We start from the raw sequence: 21,005 nt of genomic DNA, 5'->3' as shown, positions 1-21,005 counted from the left end.
GAGATCGCCGTGCCTACCCTGGAAATCCTGCGCACCGGGCCGTTCGCCGTCGTCCAGGACCTCGGCCGCCCGGGGCTGGCCCACCTCGGCGTCAGCCGGTCCGGGGCCGCCGACCGCCGCGCGCACACGCTCGCCAACCGGCTGGTCGCCAACCCCGACGACCGCGCCACCGTCGAAGTGACCTTCGGCGGCTTTTCCGCCCGCGTCCGCGGCGGCGACGTCGACATCGCGGTGACGGGCGCCGACACCGACCCCACCGTGAACGGAATCAAGTTCGGCACCAACAGCATTCACCACGTCCGCGACGGGCAGGTGATCTCGTTGGGCGCCCCGCGGGCCGGGCTGCGAACGTACCTGGCGGTGCGCGGCGGGATCTGCGTGGAGCCCGTCCTGGGCTCGCGCAGCTACGACGTGATGTCGGCGATCGGCCCGGCGCCGCTGCACAGCGGCGACCGGCTGCCGGTCGGCGAGCACACCGACGACTACCCCGAACTCGACCAGGCGCCGGTGGCGGCGATCAGCGAACACCTGGTCGAGGTGCAGGTGGTGCCGGGCCCGCGCGACGACTGGTTCACCGATCCCGACGCCCTGGTGCACACGATTTGGATGGCCTCCAACCGCAGCGACCGGGTCGGAATGCGGCTGGAGGGCCGCCCGCTGCAACACCGCTGGCCGGACCGGCAGCTCCCCAGCGAAGGCGCGACCCGCGGCGCAATCCAGGTGCCGCCCAACGGATTACCGGTGATCCTCGGACCCGATCACCCGGTCACCGGCGGGTACCCGGTGATCGGCGTGGTCACCGACGAGGACGCCGACAAGATCGCCCAGGTGCGACCGGGCCAGTACGTGCGCCTGCACTGGGCGCGGCCACGGGGCGGCCGGTCCTACTCGTAGCGCCGGCAGCTGGAACAAGGCTGTCACTGCGCCGATGCGCTCTAGGGTATGAGCCGGACGACCGGAGTGCCGGGAGGCGGAATGAGCGAGACCGACGGCGCCGTCACCGATCTCATCGAGCGGTACTTGGCCATTGTCGCCGACGACGACTACCAGCGGTTCGGCGAGCTCCTAACCGATGATTGCACTTTTACGCTGATGCCCATCGGCCATACCTGGGCGGGCCGTGACAACGTCATGAACGCGGTCCTGGCGGCGGGTAGCCGCAGGACGCACGACAGCCAATCGAAGGTCAGCGTCACCAATTGGTTTACAAACAACGACCATTTCGTCGTCGAATACGAGCACGGGGCACTCGTCGCCGGCGTCCGGGTCAGGATCGACGGATACTGCTGGATCTTCCACATCCGGGACGGGCGCTTTGATTCGATGCGTGAATACATCAACCCCAGCGGCGCCGGCCTGACCATCCTGTTGAGCCTTGTCTTGCGGGCCTACCCCCTACTGGCTCGATGGAGGGCCAGGGGACGGCTGCGATCCTGAAATACGGCTCGCACTAAAGCATTCGGCCGGTCGCTTCATCCGCCGCGTGCATACTCCCGCGGGCATCGCCTCGCCACCCGGCGCGAACCCTGCGACCCGAACCGATGAGTGCCGGAGAAGTCGGCGCCAAGCCGCCACCAGAGTTGATCGACACGCTTTGACAAAGGCTGGTAGACACAGAGTGTGCAAACCCAGGTCCACACCGCCCGCCTGGTACACACAGCCGATCTTGACGGCGAGACACGCCAGCGCGTCCGCCAGATGGTCACCGCCGCCTTCGCGGGGAACTTCACCGACGACGACTGGGAGCACACGCTCGGCGGCATGCACGCGTTGATCTGGCAGCACGGGGCGATCATCGCGCACGCCGCCGTCGTCCAGCGCCGACTGCTCTACCGCGGCGACGCGCTGCGGTGCGGTTACGTCGAAGGGTTCGCGGTGCGGGAGGACTTTCGCGGCCGCGGCCTGGCCCACGCCCTGATGGACGGCGCGGAGCAGGTGATCCGCGGCGCCTACCAAGTGGGTGCCGTCAGTTCGTCGGCCGACGCCCGCGGGGTGTACACCCGGCGAGGCTGGCTGCCCTGGCGCGGACCGACGTCGGTGCTGGCCCCCGCCGGCCCGACCCGCACACCTGAGGACGACGACGCAGTGTTCGTCCTGCCGGTCGACGTCCGCCTGGACACCACCGCAGAGTTGATGTGCGACTGGCGCGCGGGCGACGTCTGGTAAACCGGGACGGTTCGCAATGGCGTAACGCCATGGCGAGAAAACCCGCGAAGTGCCGCCGTGGCGTTACGCCCGCGCGAGGACGAGATGTATTCCAGCTCACAACAAATCCCGGGGCCGCACGAAATCACTGTCCGCCGAATTGCCCTCAGCTATTTACCAGATAACTGGGATTCAACTTACAGGCGATATTGGTCGAATAGAGTTGACGGGCTCGTGCACTAAATGTGAGCATCGAAATACACGGCGGGCCAAGCCTGTTCTTTCCTCACCCCAACGCGCCCAGGCGATTTCGCCCGTGTGAGCGTTCGCGACATCCCGGCGACACAGGCGTCGCCGCAGGGACAAACCCCTTGCAAGAGTTGGACGAAAGGTGCAGACCGCATGGGCCGCAACCACCGCATCACGGACTGGAATCCGGAGGACGCGGCGGCCTGGGAGGCCGGCAACAAGAACATCGCCCGTCGCAACTTGCTTTGCACCGTTGCGGGTGACCACGTCGCCTTTTCGATCTGGACGCTTTGGCCGGTGATGACACTGTTCATGCCCGCATCCGTCTACGGCCTCTCGGCCGGCGACAAGCTGCTGCTCGGCGCGGTCGCCACCCTGGTCGGCGGGTGCGCACGCATCCCCTACACGTTGGGCATCGCCACCTTCGGGGGGCGCAACTGGACGGCCTTCTCGGCGTTCGTCTTGTTGATCCCCACCGTCGGCACCGTCGTGCTGTTGGCGCATCCCGGGCTGCCGCTTTGGACCTATGTGGTGTGCGCGGCGCTCACCGGCCTGGGCGGCGGCAACTACGCAGCATCGCTGGCCAACGTCAACGCCTTTTACCCGCAGCGCCTCAAGGGCGCGGCGCTGGCGATCAACGCCGGCGTCGGCAACCTCGGCGTCGCCGTCATCCAGCTGATCGGCCTGCTGGTGCTCGCGACCGCGGGCCACGAAGCGCCGTATTGGGTCTGCGCGGTGTACCTCGTTTTGCTGGCGATCGTCGGCGTCGCCGCGGCTTTGTTCATGGACAACCTCGACCACGGCGTCGAGGTCAACACCATCCGTTCGGTCCTGTTCGAGCGCGACAGCTACGTGATCTCGCTGCTCTACATCTGCACCTTCGGCTCCTGGATCGGGTTCGCGTTCGCGTTCGGCCAGGTGCTGCAGATCAACTTCCAGGAGGCTGGCGAAACCGCCAAGCACGCGTCGCTGCACGCGGCGCAGATCGCCTTCGTGGGGCCGCTATTCGGCTCGCTGGCGCGCATCTACGGCGGCCGGCTCGCCGACCGACTGGGCGGCAGCCGCGTCACCCTGGGCGTCCTGGGCGGCATGATCGTCGGGGCCGGGCTGCTGGTCGCCATCAGCACCGTCGAGGGCCGCGACGGCGGCTCGACCTCGATGATCGGCTACGTGATCGGCTTCGTCGCGCTGTTCGTGTTGTCGGGGATGGGCAACGGGTCGGTGTTCAAGATGATCCCGTCCATCTTCGAGGCGCGCAGCCGCGGCCTGGATCTTCCCGATGCCGAGCGGCGGCACTGGTCGAAGGCGATGTCGGGATCGCTGATCGGATTTTGCTCGGCCGTCGGCGCGCTGGGCGGCGTGGGGATCAACCTGGCGCTGCGCGAGTCCTACCTCAACAGCGGCACCGAAACGTCGGCCTACTGGACGTTTTTGGCGTCCTATGTGCTCGCCGCGATCCTCACCTGGGCCCTGTACGTGCGCCGCCCCAGCGCCCCGGAAACCGTCCCCGCAGCAGATCACGCGCGGGTGTGATGGCTGTCGCAACAAGGGCAATGCTGCAGCAATTACGTGGTAACGCAGCGGAAACGTCGCAGGCATACACAGGTCTTATGGCTCAGCCGAGGTCCACGCCGCTGGCCGGCTACCGGGTCGCGGTTACATCGTCCCGGCGCGCGGAGGAACTCTGCGCACTGCTGAGCAGGCAGGGCGCGGAGGTCTGCAGCGCGCCCGCGATCAACATGATCGCGCTCCCCGAAGACGACGAATTACAAAGCCACACTGAGGCTTTGATCGCGCAACCGCCCGACATCCTGGTGGTGCACACCGGCATCGGCTTCCGGGGCTGGCTCGCCGCCGCCGAGGGATGGGGGCTGGCCAACCAGCTGATCGCGTCGTTGTCGAAAACCCGGATCGTTTCGCGGGGGCCCAAAGGCACGGGCGCGGTGCGCGCCGCCGGGCTGCACGAGGAGTGGTCTCCTGAGTCCGAATCCTCACAAGAGGTGCTCGAGTATCTGCTCGAGTCGGGCGTGTCCGGGCTGCGCATCGCCATCCAGCTGCACGGCGCCGCCGACGCCTGGGACCCGTTCCCCGAGTTCATCGGCGGCCTGCGTTTCGCGGGCGCGGAGGTGGTCCCCATCCGGGTGTACCGGTGGAAGTCGACACCGTTGGGCGGCGATTTCGATTTGCTGGTGACCGGGATCGCGCGACGGCAGTTCGACGCGGTCACCTTCACCTCGGCGCCCGCGGCGGCGGCGGTGCTGGAACGCAGTCGCGACCTGGCCGTCGAGGACCAGGTGCTCGAGGCCCTGCGCACCGACGTCCACGCGATGTGCGTCGGCCCGGTGACGTCCAAACCGCTGATCCGCAAAGGCGTCCCCACTTCGTCGCCCGCGCGAATGCGATTGGGCGCCTTGGCCCGCCACATCGCCGAGGAGCTGCCGCTGCTGGGATCGTCCACCGTGCAGGTGGCCGGCCACACGATCGACATCCGCGGAACGTGCGTGCTGGTGGACGGTGACATCAAGCTGCTGTCCCCGTCGGGGATGTCGGTGCTGCGCGCGCTGGCCCAACGGCCCGGCGACGTCGTCGCGCGTTCCGAGCTGTTGCGGGTGCTGCCCGGCAGCAGCAACGATCCGCACGCCGTGGACACGGCCGTGCTTCGGCTGCGAACGGCCTTGGGCGACAAGAACATCATCGCAACGGTGGTCAAGCGGGGTTACCGGCTCGCCATCGACCCTCCGGGCGGCGCCGAATGGAGCTGATCCTGGCTGCGCACGGCACCCGCAGGCCGGGCGGCGTCGCGATGATCGGAGACCTCGCAGCGCAGGTGAGCGCGCTGCTCGACCGCCGGGTGCAGGTCGCGTTCGTCGACGTGTTGGGCCCGACGCCCGGCGAGGTGCTGTCGCGGGCCGCGGCCACCGGCCGCCCAGCCGTCGTGGTCCCGGCCTTCTTGTCGCGCGGATATCACGTGCGCACCGACGTTCCCGCCCACGTGGCGGCCAGCCGGCACCCGAACGTGACCGTCACGCCAGCGCTCGGCCCGAGTGGGGATATCGCGCGGATAGTCGCCGACCAGCTCGCGGAATCGGGTTGGCGCCTGGGTGATTCGGTGATCCTCGCGGCGGCCGGCACCACCGACGAAAGGGCGCGAGCCGACCTGCACGTGACCGCGACCACGTTGTCCGCGCTGGTGGGATCGCGGGTGCGGCTCGGATTCGCGGCCACCGGTGAACCGTCCGTGGCCGACGCCGTCGCCGCCGCCCGCCGCGACGGCGCGACTCGCGTCGTCGTCGCCTCCTACCTACTGGCCGACGGGCTGTTCCAACAGCGCCTGCGGGCCAGCGGCGCCGACGTGGTCACCCAACCGCTGGGCACCCATCCCGGCCTGGCGCGCCTGATCGCGAACCGCTTCCGCCGCGCGGCGCCCGGACTTCCGAGGCGGCGAACCCAAGCGCCGCACGCACTTTCGAATCACGCTTGATCTTTGCTCGCATACCGACGATCCTGGCACCATGCCGCGTCGTGAAGAGCCATCGCGTGGGCTGCTCGACCCCGTGGCAAAGATGCTGCGGTTGCCCTTCGGCACACCGGAGTTCATCGACCGGATCGTCACCGGCGGTGTCAACCAGGTGGGCCGCCGGACGTTGTACATGCTGATCACCACCTGGGACGCGGCCGGCGGCGGCCCGTTTGCGGCCAGCGCGATCGCGTCCACCGGACTGGCCAAGACCGCCGAAATCGTGCAGGGCATGTTCATCGGACCGGTTTTCGGCCCGCTGCTGAAAATCCTCGGGGCCGACAAGGTCGCGGTGCGGGCGTCCCTGTGCGCCTCTCAGTTGGTGGGTCTCGGCATCATGCGCTACGGGGTGCGCTCCGAACCGCTGCACTCGATGTCGGTGGAGGCGCTCGTCGACGCGATCGGCCCGACGATGCAGCGCTACCTGGTGGGCGATATCGGCTAGGCGGCGGTCCGGCCGATCTGGATGTGCCCGTCGGGGGTGACGCGCGCCGGGTAAACCGGCACAGACACCCGCGGATCATCCAGGCAGGAGCCGTCCTCTAGCGCGAAAGCCTGCTTGAGGATGGGTGATTGGACGGTGGCACGGCCGCCGCGGTCGCCGACGATGCCGCGCGACAGCACGGCGGCGCCGGAGAACGGGTCGACGTTGCCGACCGCGTGCACCGAGCCGTCGTCCAGCCGGAACAACGCCGCCTGCGAACCATCGTCGAGGAGGACCCCGACGCCACGACCGGGAATCAGGCTGTCGTAGGCGCAGGCGGTGGTCCACACCTGAATGTCCTGAGCGTCGTTGAGAAGTGTCATCGCGTCTCCTTGATTACGACCGAACCCGCGGCATGCCAATGGGCACAGGCACTTTGCGCCCGGCGCGCTCGGTGAACGTCACCGTCGAGTCGACGGCGTCGGGGGCGTTGACGAAGGAAACGAACCGCGACAGCTTGTCCGGGTCCTCCAGCACGCCCTTCCACTCGCACTTGTAGTTCTGCACATGCCGCTCCATTGCGGCCTCGAATTCCTCGGCCAGGCCAAGGGAGTCGTCGCACACGACCTCGCGCACGTGATCCAGGCCGCCGTCCAGCGATTCGACCCACGGCGCGGTGCGCTGCAACCGGTCGGCCGTCCGGATGTAGTACATCAGGAACCGGTCGATGTAGCGGACCAGCGTCTCGGTGTCCAAATCGCTGGCCAGCAGCTGAGCGTGCTTGGGCGTCATGCCGCCGTTGCCGCCGACGTAGAGGTTCCACCCCTTCTCGGTGGCGATGACGCCCACGTCCTTGCTGCGCGCCTCGGCGCACTCGCGCGCGCATCCGGAGACGCCGAGCTTGATCTTGTGCGGCGCGCGCAGCCCGCGGTAGCGGAGCTCCAGGTCGATGGCCAGCTGCACCGAATCCTGCTGGCCGTAGCGGCACCAGTCGCTGCCCACGCAGCTCTTCACCGTGCGCAAGGCCTTGCCGTAGGCGTGCCCGGACTCCATGCCGCCGTCGACCAGCCGCTTCCAGATCTGCGGCAGCTGATCCACGCGGGCGCCGAAAAGGTCGATTCGCTGCCCGCCGGTGATCTTGGTGTAAAGGCCGAAGTCCTGCGCGATCTGGCCGATCAGGATCAGGTGCTCCGGCTTGATGTCACCGCCGGGGACCCGGGGGACCACCGAGTAGCTGCCGTTCTTTTGAATGTTGGCCAGGAAGTGGTCGTTGGAATCCTGCAGCGAGGCCTGCTCGCCCTCCAGGATGTGCTCCGAGCCGGTGGACGCCAGGATCGAGGCAACCACCGGTTTGCAGATGTCGCAACCCTTTCCGCGGCCGAAGCGCTCCAGCAGGCCCGAGAACGTCCGGATTTCGGTGGCGGTGATGATCTCGAAAAGCTCCGCCCGCGACTGGCTGAAGTGCTCACACAGCGCCTTGGACTGTTCCACGCCCTCGGCTTCCAGCAGCTGCTTCAGCAGCGGCACGCACGACCCGCACGAGGTGCCCGCCGCCGTGCACGACTTGAGCGCGGGCACGTCGGCGCACCCGCCGGCGATCGCGCCCTTCAGGGCGCCCTTGGTGACGTTGTTGCACGAGCAGATCTGCGCCGAATCCGGCAGCGCCCCAACGCCCAGGCCCGGCGCGCCGTCCGCGGTGGCCGGCGCGATCAGCGCCAGCGGATCGCCCGGCAACTCGCTGCCGACCATCGGCCGCAGCACCCCGTACGTCGAGGCATCGCCCACCAGGACCCCGCCGAGCAAGGTCTTGGCGTCGTCGGAGAGCACCAGCTTGGCGTAGGTCCGGTTGACCGCGTCGTTGATGGCGACCTCGAGGCAGTTCTCGGTCGCCCCCATCGCGTCGCCGAAGCTCGCGACGTCGACGCCGAGCAGTTTGAGCTTCGTCGACATGTCCGCTTCGCCGAACTCCGCGGCGCCGCCCAGCAGCCGGTCCGCCACCACTTCGGCGGAGGTGTAGCCGGGCCCGACCAGGCCATAGCACCGGCCGCCGATCGCCGCGACCTCGCCGATGGCGTAGATGTCGGGATCGCTTGTCCGGCACGACAAATCGGTGAGCACGCCGCCCCGCTCGGCACGCTCCAGCCCGGCGGCCGCCGCCAGCTCGTCGCGCGGCCGGATGCCGGCCGCGAAGATCACCACGCCGGCATCGATCAGCTCGCCATCGGTCAGGCACACCCGTGCCGACGTCGAGCCGTCCGGATGCGCGACGGCCTCGATCGACTCCGTGCCCGTCCCCACGTGCACGGCGATGCCGAGTTCGGTGACCATGCGGGCCAGCAGCGCGCCGCCGGCCTCGTCGATCTGCTGGGCCATCAACCGCGGCATCATCTCGACGACGTGCGTCTGCAACCCGAACTGGCGCAGCGCATTAGCGGCCTCCAGCCCCAGCAGTCCGCCGCCGATGACAACGCCCGCGGTCGCGTGGCCGGCCTGCAGCGTCCGCTGGGCGCCGGCGCGGATGGCGTCGAGGTCGTCGAGCGTGCGGTAGACGTGGCACTGCGGCAGGTCGTGACCGGGCACCGGCGGGACGAAGGCGTAGGACCCGGTGGCCAGCACCAGGGCGTCGTAGCCGTGCCGGTGACCGTCGGCGGTCACCACGGTCTTTGTGTCGCGGTCGATTTCGGTGACACGGGCGTTCAGCAGCAGCCGGACCCGGTCGTCGCCGGCGTAGTCGTTGCCCGGCAGCGCCAGCACTTGGCGGTCCCAGCTCTCGGTGTAGGAGGTCAAGCCGACACGGTCATAGGCCGCGTCGGCCTCCTCCGCCAAAACCGTGATGCTCCAACGCCCTTCGGTGTCGCGGGCCCGGAGCGCCTCGACCAGCCGGTGGCCGACCATACCGTGCCCGACCACAATGACGTGACGCGCAGCACTGTCCGCGCACCAGTTTTCGGATTGGGCCATGCCATGAGGGTAGGGGCGGGAAATTAACTTGGAATCGCCCAATGTGACACCCGCATGACGGCGTGCTCACACCTCACAACGACGGCTGTGAAGCTGTTCGCTGGCGGCGAACGCCCGAGTGGAACTTTAGCGTGGTCGACTCATGTTTGTAGAAATAGCCGGCCGGCAAGGCGCCGGTCACAGCAAACTCACAATGAAGCATAAGGAGATCCCCATGAGCAACCTCGCATTGTGGTCGCGACCGGCCTGGGACACCGACCGCTGGCTGCGCGACTTCTTCGGCCCCGCCGCGGCGACGGACTGGTTCAAGCCGGTGAGCAGCGGTTTCACCCCGGCCGCCGAGATCGTCAAGGATGGCGATGACGCGGTGGTCCGCCTGGAGCTGCCGGGCGTCGACGTCGAGAAGGACGTCAACGTCGAGGTGGACAAGGGCCGGCTGGTCATTCACGGCGAACACCGCGACGAGCACGCCGAGGAGGCGAACGGCCGCACCCTGCGTGAGATCCGGTACGGCTCCTTCCGCCGGTCGTTCCAGCTGCCGACGCACGTCACCGGCGAGGCCATCACCGCCTCGTACGACGACGGCGTGCTGACCGTGCGGGTCGCCGGTGCCTATAAGGACCCAGCGGGAACCCAGCCGCAGCGCATCGCGATCACCAAGTAATTCCGCGACCAGACGCAAAAGCTCACGCGCGCAAGGCGTGTCGGGGGCTTTTGCGTCTTCTCGCCGTCAGCTCCAGCGGGCCAGCAGCTCCTTGGCCCGGGCCGCCAGCGCGGCCTGCAGGAACGGCCCGAAGCTGACCCGGGCGACGCCGAGTGGGCCGAAAGACGCCGGGTCGTCCTGGTCGGGCAGCGCGATCGCGTTGATCGGCAGCGGCAACTCGGTGGCCAAGCGCCGCAACGTTTCCGGGTCGTGGCGGCCCACCGGGTACAGCACGTCGGCACCCGCGGCGGCGGCCTCGGTGAGCCGCGCCACCGCCCGTTCGACGCGGTCGGCGTCGTCACCGTCGCGCCGCAGGAACAGGTCGGTGCGCGCGTTGATCACGACGTGCACTCCCGCCGCGTCGGCGGCCGAGCGCAGCGCCCCCACCAGTTCGGCGTGCTCGCCGGCGGAGCGCAATCGCTTGCCCTCGGAGTGCACGGTGTCCTCGATGTTCAGCCCGACGGCGCCCACGCCCAGCAGGCCTTCGATCAGGCGCGCTGGCGGCTGTCCGTACCCCGACTCGACGTCCACCGACACCGGGACGTCGACCGCGGCGGTGATCTGGGCGACCCGGGTCAGCACGTCGTCGAACGCCATGCCCTCGTTGTCGGGCTTGCCGATGGAGTCGGCGAGCGGGTGACTACCCACGGTCAGCGCGGCGAATCCCGCATCGACTGCCAGGCGGGCCGACCACGCGTCCCACACCGTCGGCAGGATCACCGGGTCGCCCGGCCGGTGCAGTTCGAGCAGCGCGGTGGCGCGCTCGGCGGTGGTATCGCCTGTCATGGTGTCCGACATTAGGCCGCGACGGTCGCTACTATCGAGGGCGTACTGTGATCCGCAACACCGTCTGGCCCCCGAAAAGTACGTAGGAGATGCGTTGAGCACCACGACCGAACTCGCCGAACTGCACGACCTCATCGGTGGCCTGCGGCGGTGCGTGGGCTCATTGCGGGCCCGGTACGGCGACAGCCCGGCAATGCGCCGCATCGTCCTGGACGCCGATCGAATCCTGTCCGACGTCGAACTGCTCGACACGGACGTCTCCGAGTTGGACCTGGACCGCGCCACCGTGCAGCAGTCCGGCGAGAAGATCGTCATTCCCGACACCCAATACGACACCGATTTCTGGCGCGATGTCGACGACGAGGGTGTCGGGGGTCACAACAGGTCCTGACAACCTCGGACAACTTCAAGCCCCCCGCGAAACAGGGGGTTTGCTCTGTGTACCCTTCGACAGACAGCCCGTTCGAAGAGGAACACTAGATGAGCGCACCCACGGCGAACCGTCCTGCGTCCGGTGTCTTTTCACCCACACGCGCCCGCATCCCGCAGCGGACCCTACGCACCGACCGGTGGTGGATGTCGCCGTTGCGGATCGACCTGGGCTTCGCGGCTTTCGTCATCTACGCGACGGCACGCGCGTTCCAGCAGAATTACTTCTTCGTCCCGAGGTACCACTACCTGACGCCGTTCTACTCGCCGTGCGTCAGCAAGGCTTGCGGTGAGGCCGGCGACATCTGGCCGCAGTTCCTGCCCGACGTCTGGTGGCTGCCCTACGCGGCGCTGTCGCTGCCGTTCCTGTTGCTGTTCCGGCTGACCTGTTACTACTACCGGGGCGCCTACTACCGCACGGTGTGGCAGTCGCCCAGCGCCTGCGCGGTGGCCGAGCCCCGCGTGCACTACAGCGGCGAGACCAGGTTCCCGCTGATCGTCCAGAACACCCACCGGTACTTTTTCTATATCGCCGTCATCATCTCGGTCATCAACAGCTACGACGCGATCGTCGCGTTTCATTCCGACAGCGGCCCCGGGGGATTCGGCTTCGGCCTGGGCAACCTGATCCTGCTCGGCAACGTCATCATGCTGTGGATCTACACGCTGTCCTGCCATTCGTGCCGGCACGTGACCGGCGGGCGGCTCAAGCACTTCTCCAAGAACCCTGTGCGGTACTGGATCTGGACGAAGGTCAGCGCCATCAACACCCGGCACAAGCTGTTCGCGTGGATCACGCTGGGCACCCTGATGCTCACCGACTTCTACGTCGCGCTGGTGGCCAGCGGCACCATTCCGGACCTGAGATTTGTTGGCTGACAAGCCATTTGACGATCACAGAGAAAACTGAGCGAGGTTTCATGGTTGAGGTCGAGCGGCATGCCTACGACGTAGTCGTCATCGGCGCCGGCGGCGCGGGATTGCGTGCGGTCATCGAGGCACGTGAGCGGGGTCTCAAGGTCGCGGTGGTGTGCAAGTCCCTGTTCGGCAAGGCCCACACGGTGATGGCCGAGGGCGGGTGCGCGGCATCCATGGGCAACACCAACCCCAAAGACAACTGGAAGACCCACTTCGGCGACACGATGCGCGGCGGGAAGTTCCTGAACAACTGGCGCATGGCCGAACTGCACGCCAAGGAGGCCCCGGACCGCGTCTGGGAGCTGGAAACCTACGGCGCGCTGTTCGATCGCCTCAAGGACGGCAAGATCAGCCAGCGCAACTTCGGCGGGCACACCTACCCGCGGCTGGCGCACGTCGGCGACCGCACCGGCCTGGAGCTGATCCGCACCATGCAGCAGAAGATCGTTTCGCTGCAGCAGGAGGACTACGCCGAACTCGGCGACTACGAAGCGCGCATTCGGGTGTTCGCCGAGTGCACCATCACCGAACTGATCAAGGACGGCGACGCCATCGCCGGGGCGTTCGGCTACTGGCGCGAGAGCGGCAACTTCGTCCTGTTCGAAGCGCCGGCGGTGGTGCTGGCCACCGGCGGGATCGGCAAGTCGTTCAAGGTCACCTCCAACTCCTGGGAGTACACCGGTGACGGGCACGCGCTGGCCCTGCGGGCGGGCGCGTCGCTGATCAACATGGAGTTCGTCCAGTTCCACCCGACCGGCATGGTGTGGCCGCCGAGCGTGAAGGGGATCCTGGTCACCGAGGGTGTGCGCGGTGACGGCGGGGTGCTGAAGAACTCCGACGACAAGCGCTTCATGTTCGACTACATCCCGCCGGTGTTCAAGGGCCAGTACGCCGAAACCGCGGACGAGGCCGACCAGTGGCTCAAGGACAACGACTCGGCCCGTCGCACCCCGGACCTGCTGCCGCGCGACGAGGTCGCGCGCGCGATCAACTCCGAGGTGAAGGCCGGCCGGGGCACCCCGCACGGCGGGGTGTACCTCGACATCGCGTCCCGGCTGACGCCCGACGAGATCAAGCGACGGCTGCCGTCGATGTACCACCAGTTCAAGGAGCTGGCCGGGGTCGACATCACCAGGGAGCCAATGGAAGTCGGGCCGACCTGCCACTACGTGATGGGCGGTGTGGAGGTTGACGCCGACACCGGCGCGGCGACCGTCCCGGGCCTGTTCGCGGCCGGCGAGTGCTCCGGCGGCATGCACGGCTCCAACCGGTTGGGCGGCAACTCGCTGTCGGACCTGCTGGTGTTCGGCCGGCGCGCCGGGCTGGGCGCCGCCGACTACGTGCGGGCGCTGAGCAGCCGCCCGACGGTCGCCGAGGACGCCGTCGAGACCGCGGCCAAGCGGGCGCTGGCCCCCTTCGAGGGACCGACGAACGGCGCCGCGGCCGAGAACCCCTACACCCTGCAGCTGGAGCTGCAGCAGTCGATGAATGATCTGGTGGGCATCATCCGCAAGTCGGAGGAGATCTCCGAGGCGCTCGGCCGGCTCGCCAAACTGCGCGAGCGGTTCAAGAACATCCACGTCGAGGGGCAGCGGCGGTACAACCCCGGCTGGAACCTGGCCATCGACCTGCGCAACATGCTGCTGGTCAGCGAATGCGTGGCCAAGGCCGCGTTGGAGCGCACCGAGAGCCGCGGCGGGCACACCCGCGACGACCACCCGTCGATGGACTCGTCCTGGCGCAAGGTGTTGCTGGTTTGCCGTGCGGCAGGCGGCGATGAGGTGATCCCCGACATCAGCATCACGCGCGAGGATCAGGTGCCGATGCGGCCCGATCTCCTGGAGCTCTTCGAGATCTCCGAGCTGGAGAAGTATTACACCGACGGCGAACTGGCCGACCACCCAGGACGGAGAGGTTAATGACCTACAACGCGACCATGCGGGTGTGGCGCGGCGACGAGGCCGGCGGCGCGCTGGAGGACTTCACGGTCGAGGTCAATGAGGGCGAGGTGGTGCTCGACATCATCCATCGCCTGCAGCAGACGCAGACACCCGACCTCGCCGTGCGGTGGAACTGCAAGGCCGGCAAGTGCGGGTCCTGCTCGGCGGAGATCAACGGCTACCCCCGGTTGATGTGCATGACCCGGATGTCCACGTTCGCCGAGGACGAGGTCGTGACCGTCACGCCACTGCGCACGTTCCCGGTGATCCGCGACCTGGTCACCGACGTGTCATTCAACTACGAAAAGGCCCGCGAGATACCGTCTTTCGCGCCGCCCAAGGACCTGCAGCCGGGCGAGTACCGGATGGCGCAGGTCGACGTGCAGCGCTCGCAGGAGTTCCGCAAGTGCATCGAGTGCTTCCTGTGCCAGACCGTCTGCCACGTGGTCCGCGACCACGAGGAGAACAAGAAGGCGTTCGCCGGCCCGCGCTACCTGATGCGCATCGCCGAGCTGGAGATGCACCCCCTGGACACGCTCGACCGGCGCAACCAGGCGCAGGAAGAGCACGGCCTCGGCTACTGCAACATCACCAAGTGCTGCACCGAGGTGTGCCCGGAGAACATCAAGATCACCGACAACGCCCTGATCCCGATGAAAGAGCGCGTCGCCGACCGCAAGTACGACCCGGTCGTGTGGTTGGGTAACAAGCTGTTCCGCCGCGGCTAGAGTTTGCCGAGTCTGCGCTCAGAGCGCCGAATTCGTTACATCACCCGCGCTGGCCGCAGTCTCGATGGCCTAGGCGCCGAGCCGGCGGAAAGTGCTGCGGTGGAACACGATGGGCGCCACGTCGGCGTCGACCGTCACCTCGTTGACCCGCAGCACCACGATGGTGTGGTCCCCCGCCGGGATCAGCTGCTCGATCGCGCTCTCCAGCCACAGGCCGGTGCCCTTGATGAAGACGGCGCCGCTGGTACGCGACACGGTCTCCAGGCCGGCGAACCGGTCGCCGGTCTTGGCCGCCAGCGTGCGGGCGGCCTCGTCATGGACCTCGCCGAGCACGCTGATGCCAAGCATCGGAGCGCCCTTGAGCTTGGGCCATGTCGTCGAGGTGTTCTGCACACAGAACGACACCAGCGGCGGCTCGAGCGAGACGGGGACGAAGGTGCTGGCGGCCAAACCTTCACGGATCCCCTCGACTTCGGCGGCGATGGCCACCACGCCGGACGGAAAGTGGCCGAAGGCCTCACGAAGTGTGGACGGTGTCAGGTTCTTGTTCGAGTTCACCGCGGTCATTCGCCCCTTGCGCCGAGAACGGAATTCTCGCCCCCGACCCTACCTGCCGAATATCCATGGGCTGAAGCCACATCCGGGTGCGCCCGCAGTCTGCTCTTCCATGCGTTGCGGCCGTAGACCGAGAAGATTGGGTCCGACGGATCGTCCCTTTTGGCGGCGCGGGCGGCGAGTGCGCTCAATTCCTCGGGCAGCTCTAGCACCGGGATCTGCGCGTCCAGTCGCGGGTTGAAGAAGTACGGCACCGAAATGCGCTCCTCGGCAGGGTCGCCCAGGTGCACCCGGTGCTCGGTGGCCCGCAGGTAACCGCCCGTCGCCACCTCGAGCAACTCGCCGATGTTGACGATGAACGCGCCCTGCACCGGCGGCACGTCGACCCAGTCGCCGCCCCGGGCGGGGCGCACCTGCAGGCCGCGGCTGCCCGGCTCCGCCAGCAGCAGCGTGAGCACCCCGGCGTCGCGGTGCGCGCCCACGCCCTGGGGGCTGGCCGCGCGGGCGGGGTAGCGGATGATCTTGATCAGCGTGGCCGGCGCGTCGGCGAACGCGGCGTCGAACGCGTTCGGCGCGCTGCCCAGCGACGCCGCCCAGTGCCGCAGCAAGGTCCGGGCCACCGCGGAAAGCGCCGCGTCCCACTCGCCGACGATGCCGGGCAACTCGGGCACGGCCTCGGGCCACTGGTTCGGGCCCTGCAGCCACAGGTAGTCCGGCTTGCCGGGGCCGCCGATCGGGGGGCGTTCCGGGCCGAGGTCGATCTGCTCGCGCCAGTCCACCCGGCCTCCGGTGAGCTCGCCGCCCAGCCGGGTGTAGCCGCGGAAATGCGGGCTGCGCACCATGGCGATCGCGTCCTTGTCGGCTTCCGGCAGCGCGAACAACCGGCGCGCCGCGGCGAGCAGTCGGGTGGCGAGTTCGCCGGGCACCTCGTGGCCGATCAGGTAGAAGAATCCGACCTCGTGGGCGGCCTGGCGCAGCCCCTTCCGCAGGGCTTCGGGGGCGGCCCGAAGGTCCACCACGGGCAACGCTGTGACGCGCCTCACGTCCGTCATGGCCACATCATCTCCGCAGGTCGGGCGCGTAAAGGCGGACTTCCCAACCGGTTGGTTAGTTAGACGGTGGAATCTAGCTCACACTCGCTTGCTTCGGCGACAATAACGGTTATATTTTAGGGCAGTTACTGGTGGGTAACTTAGACCTAGTACCCAACCACAAGTGGCATTCTCAACGAGGAGGAACGTAGTGAGCCACTACAAGAGCAACGTCCGTGACCAGGTATTCAACCTGTTCGAAGTCTTCGGCGTTGACAAGGCCTTAGGCCAAGGCGAGTACAGCGACCTCGACGTCGACACCGCCCAGGAAATGCTGTCCGAAATCAGCCGTCTGGCCGAGGGACCGGTCGCGGAGTCGTTCGTCGAGGGCGACCGCAACCCGCCGGTCTTCGACCCCGAGACCCACTCGGTGACCCTGCCGGAATCCTTCAAGGAGTCCGTCCGCGCCGTCACCGAGGCCGGTTGGGACAAGGCCGGCATCGACGAGGCGCTCGGCGGCATGCCGATGCCCAAGGCGCTCCTGTGGGCGCTGCACGAGCACATCCTGGGCGCCAACCCCGCCGTGTGGATGTACGGCGGCGGCGCCGGGTTCGCCAACATCCTCTACCACCTCGGCACCGAGGAGCAGAAGAAGTGGGCCGTGACGGCAGCCGAGCGCGGCTGGGGTTCGACCATGGTGCTGACCGAGCCGGACGCCGGTTCGGACGTGGGCGCCGGGCGCACCAAGGCGGTCCAGCAGGAGGACGGGTCCTGGCACATCGACGGTGTGAAGCGCTTCATCACCTCGGGTGATTCCGGCGACCTGTTCGAGAACATCTTCCACCTGGTGCTGGCCCGCCCCGAGGGCGCCGGCCCGGGCACCAAGGGGCTGTCGCTGTTCTTCGTGCCCAAGTTCCTGTTCGACTTCGAGACCGGCGAGCTGGGCGAGCGCAACGGCGTGTTCGTCACCAACGTCGAGCACAAGATGGGCCTCAAGGTCTCCGCGACCTGCGAGCTCTCGCTCGGCCAGCACGGCGTGCCCGCCAAGGGCTGGCTGGTCGGCGAGGTGCACAACGGCATCGCGCAGATGTTCGAGGTCATCGAGCAGGCCCGCATGATGGTCGGCACCAAGGCGATCGCCACCCTGTCGACCGGCTACCTGAACGCGCTCGAGTACGCCAAGTCCCGCGTGCAGGGCGCCGACATGACCCAGATGACCGACAAGACCGCGCCGCGGGTGACGATCACGCACCACCCGGACGTGCGCCGCTCGCTGATGACCCAGAAGGCCTACGCCGAGGGTCTGCGCGCGCTGTACCTGTTCACCGCGACCTACCAGGACGCGGCGGTCGCCGAGGCGCTGCACGGTGTGGACGCCGAGCTGGCGGTGAAGGTCAACGACCTGATGCTGCCGGTGGTCAAGGGCGTGGGCTCCGAGCAGGCGTACGCCAAGCTCACCGAGAGCCTGCAGACCTTCGGTGGGTCCGGCTTCCTGCAGGACTACCCGATCGAGCAGTACATCCGTGACGCCAAGATCGACTCGCTCTACGAGGGCACCACGGCCATCCAGGCGCAGGACTTCTTCTTCCGCAAGATCGTCCGCGACAAGGGTGTGGCGTTGGCCCACGTGTCCGGGGAGATCCAGAAGTTCGTCGACAGCGAGTCCGGCAACGGCCGGCTCAAGACCGAGCGCGAGCTGCTCGGCAAGGCGCTGACCGACGTGCAGGCCATGGCGGCCACCCTGACCGGCTACCTGATGGCCGCGCAGGAGGACGTCACCAGCCTCTACAAGGTGGGCCTGGGCTCGGTGCGCTTCCTGATGAGCGTCGGCGACCTCGTCATCGGCTGGTTGCTGCAGCGTCAGGCCGCGGTCGCGGTGGCGGCGCTGGACGCCGGCGCCAGCGGCGCCGAGCGGTCCTTCTACGAGGGCAAGATCGCGGTGGCATCGTTCTTCGCGAAGAACTTCCTGCCCCTGCTGGCCAGCACCCGCGAGGTCATCGAGACGCTGGACAACGACATCATGGAGCTCGACGAGGCGGCGTTCTAGGCCGTCTGGGTCCGCCCAGCTGAATTACCAAGGTCCCCCGCTTCCACGTTGAAGCGGGGGACCTTGTGTCTGTGGCCCGAGCGAGCAAAAAAGACCGCCGCTGGATCCCCTCACTCCAGCGGCGGCCCTTTTCGCCCCCCGTCGCTGACCGGCGGTCGATTTAGGGGACGCCCCGTATTGCCGTCGGGGTCGGGGGGTCAGACCACAACACGGGGCTATCCGGACGGTCGAATACCCGCGTGCCCGGGTTCGTAACCGAGTGTGACCGAATTCATTCGCGCCCGATGGTCGAGGCGGCCGGTCAGGCCTCCAGGATCGCCGCGACGCCCTGGCCGCCGGCCGCGCAGATGGAGATCAGCGCCCGAAGGGTGCCGCCGCCCTTCTGCTCGGCTTTCTTCTCGGCCAGCTGCTTGGCGGCCTGCGCCAGGATCCGACCGCCGGTGGCCGCGAAGGGATGGCCGGCGGCCAACGACGACCCGTTGACGTTGAGCTTGGACCGGTCGATCGACCCGAGCGCGGCGTCGAGCCCCAGCCGCTCCTTGCAGTACTCCTCGGATTCCCACGCCTGCAGGTGCGCGAGCACCACCGACGCGAACGCCTCGTGGATCTCGTAGAAATCGAAGTCCTGCAGGCTGAGCCCGTTTCTGGCCAGCAGGCGGGGCACCGCGTACGTCGGCGCCATCAGCAGCCCGTCGCGCCCGTTGACGTAGTCCACGGCGGCGGTCTCGGCGTCCACCAGGTAGGCCAGCGGCGTCAGCGAGTGCGCGGCCGCCCAGTCCTCGCTGGCCAGCAGCGCGACCGACGCGCCGTCCGTCAGGGGGGTGGAGTTGCCGGCCGTCATCGTCGCGTCGCCGTTCTTCACCCCGAAGACGGGACGCAGCGTCGCGAGCTTTTCGGTGCTGGCGTTGGCCCGCAGGTTGTCGTCGCGGTAGAGCCCGAGGAACGGGGTGACGAGGTCGTCGAAGAAGCCCCGGTCGTAGGCGGCGGCCATGTTGCGGTGGCTGGCCACGGCCAGCGCGTCCTGGTCGACGCGCTTGATGCCCATCTGCTTGGTGGTGATGGCGGCGTGCTCGCCCATCGACAAGCCGGTGCGCGGCTCGCTGTTGGCCGGGATCTCGATCCCCAGGGTGGCGGGCAGCGTGCCCACCAGCTTGAGCCGTTGCAGGTTCGACTTGGACCTGCGCAGCTTGAGCAGCTGGCGGCGCAGGTTGTCGCCCAGGCCGATCGGCGGGTCGGAGGTGGTGTCCACCCCACCGGCCGCGGCCACCTCATAGCGACCGGAGGCGACGCCGTCGGCCGCGGCGATCGCGGCCTGCAGCCCCGTCCCGCACGCCTGCTGGACGTCGAACGCGGGCGTGTACGACGACAGCTCGGAGCCCAGCACGCATTCGCGGGTCAGGTTGAAGTCGCGGCTGTGCTTGAGCACGGCGCCGCCGACGACGACGCCCAGCCGCTCGCCGGCCAGCCCGAACCGGTCCACCAGCCCGTCCAGGGCCGCGGTGAACATGTCCTGGTTGGACGCCTCGGCGTATGCGCCGTCCGATCGCGCGAACGGGATGCGATTGCCGCCCAGTACCGCGACTGGTCGCCTGGTGTTAGAACTCGCTTGGGCCACTTTTCTCTCCGTGCATCTCCGGGTACATCACTTTTGAACCGGCCGTTGTTCGCCATAGTACCCACTGTTCTTACTCTGAAGTAAGTTCGTCTCGATACCGTTGGTGGTTAACGGGCACGACACGCCCGAACACATGGAAGGCAGCTCAGTGGCTCCAAAAGGCTCGTCCGATCTGTTCTCGCAGGTGGTCAACTCCGGCCCCGGATCGTTTCTGGCAAAGCAACTCGGCATTCCGCAGCCGGAGACGCTGCGCCGGTACCAGCCCGGCGAACCGCCGCTGCCGGGGTCGCTGCTGATCGGCGGTGAGGGCCGGGTGGTCGAGCCGCTGCGCGCCGCCCTGGATTCCGACTACGACGTGGTGGGCGCCAACCTGGGCGGCCGCTGGGCCGACAAGTTCGGCGGGCTGGTGTTCGACGCCACCGGCATCACGACGCCGGCCGGGCTCAAGGGCCTCTACGAGTTCTTCACCCCGGTGCTGCGCAACCTGGGCCACAACGCGCGCGTCGTGGTCGTCGGCACCACACCCGACGCCGCCGGCAGCACCGACGAGCGCATCGCGCAGCGCGCCCTCGAGGGCTTCACCCGCTCGCTCGGCAAGGAGCTGCGCAACGGGTCGACCGCGCAGCTGGTGTATGTGTCGCCGCAGGCGAAACCCGCCGCGACCGGCCTGGAATCCACGATGCGATTCCTCCTGTCCGGCAAGTCCGCCTACGTCGACGGCCAGGTCTTCTACGTCGGCGAGGCCGACTCCACGTCGATCGCGACGACGCGGGCGCCGTCGCGGGCGAACACCTCGGCGATGCAGGCGCCGATGCCGCGGGCGGCGCCGGTCACGATCGCGACCTTGCCGTCCAGCGGCCGTTCCCAGTCGGCCGGCGGGGTGGAGTCGGCCTCGCCGACGTAGAAGACCTGGCCGTCGACGTAGGCGGACTTGCCGGACAGGAGGAATCGCATCGT

Annotated in this window: 20 protein-coding genes and 1 pseudogene; 14 read left to right on the top strand and 7 right to left on the bottom strand. The window is 68.1% G+C overall.

The window, feature by feature from the left end; all coding sequences use genetic code 11:
* The first annotated feature begins 9 nt into the window (after window positions 1-9).
* The 7 genes from A5712_RS21550 (at window position 10) to A5712_RS21520 (ending at window position 6,356) form a co-directional block, all read left to right on the top strand.
* Window positions 10-894, top strand: a complete 885-nt coding sequence (locus A5712_RS21550) for a 5-oxoprolinase/urea amidolyase family protein (protein WP_068109493.1) — start codon at window positions 10-12, stop codon at window positions 892-894.
* 81 nt (window positions 895-975) lie between these two features.
* Window positions 976-1,437, top strand: a complete 462-nt coding sequence (locus A5712_RS21545) for a nuclear transport factor 2 family protein (RefSeq protein ID WP_068109456.1) — start codon at window positions 976-978, stop codon at window positions 1,435-1,437.
* Between the two features lie 183 nt (window positions 1,438-1,620).
* A complete protein-coding gene (locus A5712_RS21540) occupies window positions 1,621-2,166 on the top strand; it encodes a GNAT family N-acetyltransferase (RefSeq protein WP_068109453.1) in 546 nt (181 codons plus the stop codon).
* A 381-nt stretch (window positions 2,167-2,547) separates the two neighbouring features.
* Window positions 2,548-3,927, top strand: coding sequence for a NarK/NasA family nitrate transporter (locus A5712_RS21535; protein WP_068109450.1), 1,380 nt, complete (start codon window positions 2,548-2,550; stop codon window positions 3,925-3,927).
* Between the two features lie 77 nt (window positions 3,928-4,004).
* Window positions 4,005-5,156, top strand: coding sequence for a uroporphyrinogen-III synthase (locus A5712_RS21530; RefSeq protein WP_068109447.1), 1,152 nt, complete (start codon window positions 4,005-4,007; stop codon window positions 5,154-5,156).
* Window positions 5,147-5,875, top strand: a complete 729-nt coding sequence (locus A5712_RS21525) for a sirohydrochlorin chelatase (RefSeq protein WP_068109443.1) — start codon at window positions 5,147-5,149, stop codon at window positions 5,873-5,875. The genes A5712_RS21530 and A5712_RS21525 overlap by 10 nt, the downstream gene beginning before the upstream one ends.
* 31 nt (window positions 5,876-5,906) lie before the next feature.
* On the top strand, window positions 5,907-6,356 hold the full coding sequence (locus A5712_RS21520) for a hypothetical protein (RefSeq protein ID WP_067158260.1): 450 nt from the start codon (window positions 5,907-5,909) through the stop codon (window positions 6,354-6,356).
* Here the strand turns inward: A5712_RS21520 and nirD are convergent.
* On the bottom strand, window positions 6,353-6,718 hold the full coding sequence (gene nirD, locus A5712_RS21515) for a nitrite reductase small subunit NirD (protein WP_068109441.1): 366 nt from the start codon (window positions 6,716-6,718) through the stop codon (window positions 6,353-6,355). The genes A5712_RS21520 and nirD overlap by 4 nt on opposite strands.
* Window positions 6,719-6,731: 13 nt before the next feature.
* The gene (gene nirB, locus A5712_RS21510; RefSeq protein WP_082973577.1) at window positions 6,732-9,296 is read right to left on the bottom strand and encodes a nitrite reductase large subunit NirB; all 2,565 of its coding nucleotides are present in this window, start codon (window positions 9,294-9,296) and stop codon (window positions 6,732-6,734) included.
* A gap of 214 nt (window positions 9,297-9,510) precedes the next feature.
* Here nirB and A5712_RS21505 point away from each other — a divergent pair, with 214 nt between their 5' ends.
* On the top strand, window positions 9,511-9,960 hold the full coding sequence (locus A5712_RS21505) for an Hsp20/alpha crystallin family protein (protein WP_068109491.1): 450 nt from the start codon (window positions 9,511-9,513) through the stop codon (window positions 9,958-9,960).
* A gap of 66 nt (window positions 9,961-10,026) precedes the next feature.
* On the opposite strand, the gene A5712_RS21500 is transcribed toward A5712_RS21505, so the two are convergent.
* A complete protein-coding gene (locus A5712_RS21500) occupies window positions 10,027-10,785 on the bottom strand; it encodes an isocitrate lyase/phosphoenolpyruvate mutase family protein (RefSeq protein ID WP_068109488.1) in 759 nt (252 codons plus the stop codon).
* 94 nt (window positions 10,786-10,879) lie between these two features.
* Here A5712_RS21500 and A5712_RS21495 point away from each other — a divergent pair, with 94 nt between their 5' ends.
* The 4 genes from A5712_RS21495 (at window position 10,880) to A5712_RS21480 (ending at window position 14,800) form a co-directional block, all read left to right on the top strand.
* Window positions 10,880-11,176: a hypothetical protein gene (locus A5712_RS21495; RefSeq protein WP_068109435.1), complete on the top strand. Its 297-nt coding sequence runs from the start codon at window positions 10,880-10,882 to the stop codon at window positions 11,174-11,176.
* An 89-nt stretch (window positions 11,177-11,265) separates the two neighbouring features.
* Window positions 11,266-12,093: a hypothetical protein gene (locus A5712_RS21490; RefSeq protein WP_068109433.1), complete on the top strand. Its 828-nt coding sequence runs from the start codon at window positions 11,266-11,268 to the stop codon at window positions 12,091-12,093.
* Between the two features lie 41 nt (window positions 12,094-12,134).
* On the top strand, window positions 12,135-14,051 hold the full coding sequence (locus tag A5712_RS21485) for a fumarate reductase/succinate dehydrogenase flavoprotein subunit (protein WP_068109430.1): 1,917 nt from the start codon (window positions 12,135-12,137) through the stop codon (window positions 14,049-14,051).
* Complete coding sequence (locus tag A5712_RS21480; RefSeq protein ID WP_068109427.1) at window positions 14,051-14,800, top strand: succinate dehydrogenase/fumarate reductase iron-sulfur subunit; 750 nt, start codon at window positions 14,051-14,053, stop codon at window positions 14,798-14,800. Before A5712_RS21485 ends, A5712_RS21480 begins: the two co-directional genes overlap by 1 nt.
* Before the next feature lie 69 nt (window positions 14,801-14,869).
* Here A5712_RS21480 and A5712_RS21475 read toward each other — a convergent pair whose 3' ends face one another.
* Window positions 14,870-15,358 (bottom strand): flavin reductase family protein, encoded by a 489-nt coding sequence (locus A5712_RS21475; RefSeq protein WP_068109485.1) that lies wholly within the window; start codon window positions 15,356-15,358, stop codon window positions 14,870-14,872.
* A 5-nt stretch (window positions 15,359-15,363) separates the two neighbouring features.
* On the bottom strand, window positions 15,364-16,407 hold the full coding sequence (locus A5712_RS21470) for an isopenicillin N synthase family oxygenase (protein WP_068109424.1): 1,044 nt from the start codon (window positions 16,405-16,407) through the stop codon (window positions 15,364-15,366).
* A gap of 190 nt (window positions 16,408-16,597) precedes the next feature.
* Between A5712_RS21470 and A5712_RS21465 the strand changes: the two genes are divergently transcribed.
* Window positions 16,598-18,433 (top strand): acyl-CoA dehydrogenase, encoded by a 1,836-nt coding sequence (locus A5712_RS21465; protein ID WP_068109420.1) that lies wholly within the window; start codon window positions 16,598-16,600, stop codon window positions 18,431-18,433.
* A 301-nt stretch (window positions 18,434-18,734) separates the two neighbouring features.
* Here the strand turns inward: A5712_RS21465 and A5712_RS21460 are convergent, their stop codons facing one another.
* Window positions 18,735-20,048: an acetyl-CoA C-acetyltransferase gene (locus A5712_RS21460; RefSeq protein ID WP_068109418.1), complete on the bottom strand. Its 1,314-nt coding sequence runs from the start codon at window positions 20,046-20,048 to the stop codon at window positions 18,735-18,737.
* 148 nt (window positions 20,049-20,196) lie between these two features.
* Between A5712_RS21460 and A5712_RS21455 the strand changes: the two are divergent.
* A pseudogene (locus A5712_RS21455) lies at window positions 20,197-20,812 on the top strand (short chain dehydrogenase); the annotation flags it as partial.
* On the opposite strand, the gene A5712_RS30420 reads toward A5712_RS21455, so the two are convergent.
* On the bottom strand, window positions 20,778-21,002 hold the full coding sequence (locus A5712_RS30420) for an SDR family NAD(P)-dependent oxidoreductase (RefSeq protein ID WP_369830419.1): 225 nt from the start codon (window positions 21,000-21,002) through the stop codon (window positions 20,778-20,780). The pseudogene A5712_RS21455 and the gene A5712_RS30420 overlap by 35 nt on opposite strands.
* Window positions 21,003-21,005: the final 3 nt, after the last annotated feature.

Origin of the sequence: Mycobacterium sp. E2327 (assembly GCF_001672675.1) — a bacterium.
Lineage (GTDB): Bacteria > Actinomycetota > Actinomycetes > Mycobacteriales > Mycobacteriaceae > Mycobacterium.
The sequence above is the reverse complement of the archived record's forward strand: the minus strand, read 5'-3'. Positions and strand labels throughout refer to the sequence as shown.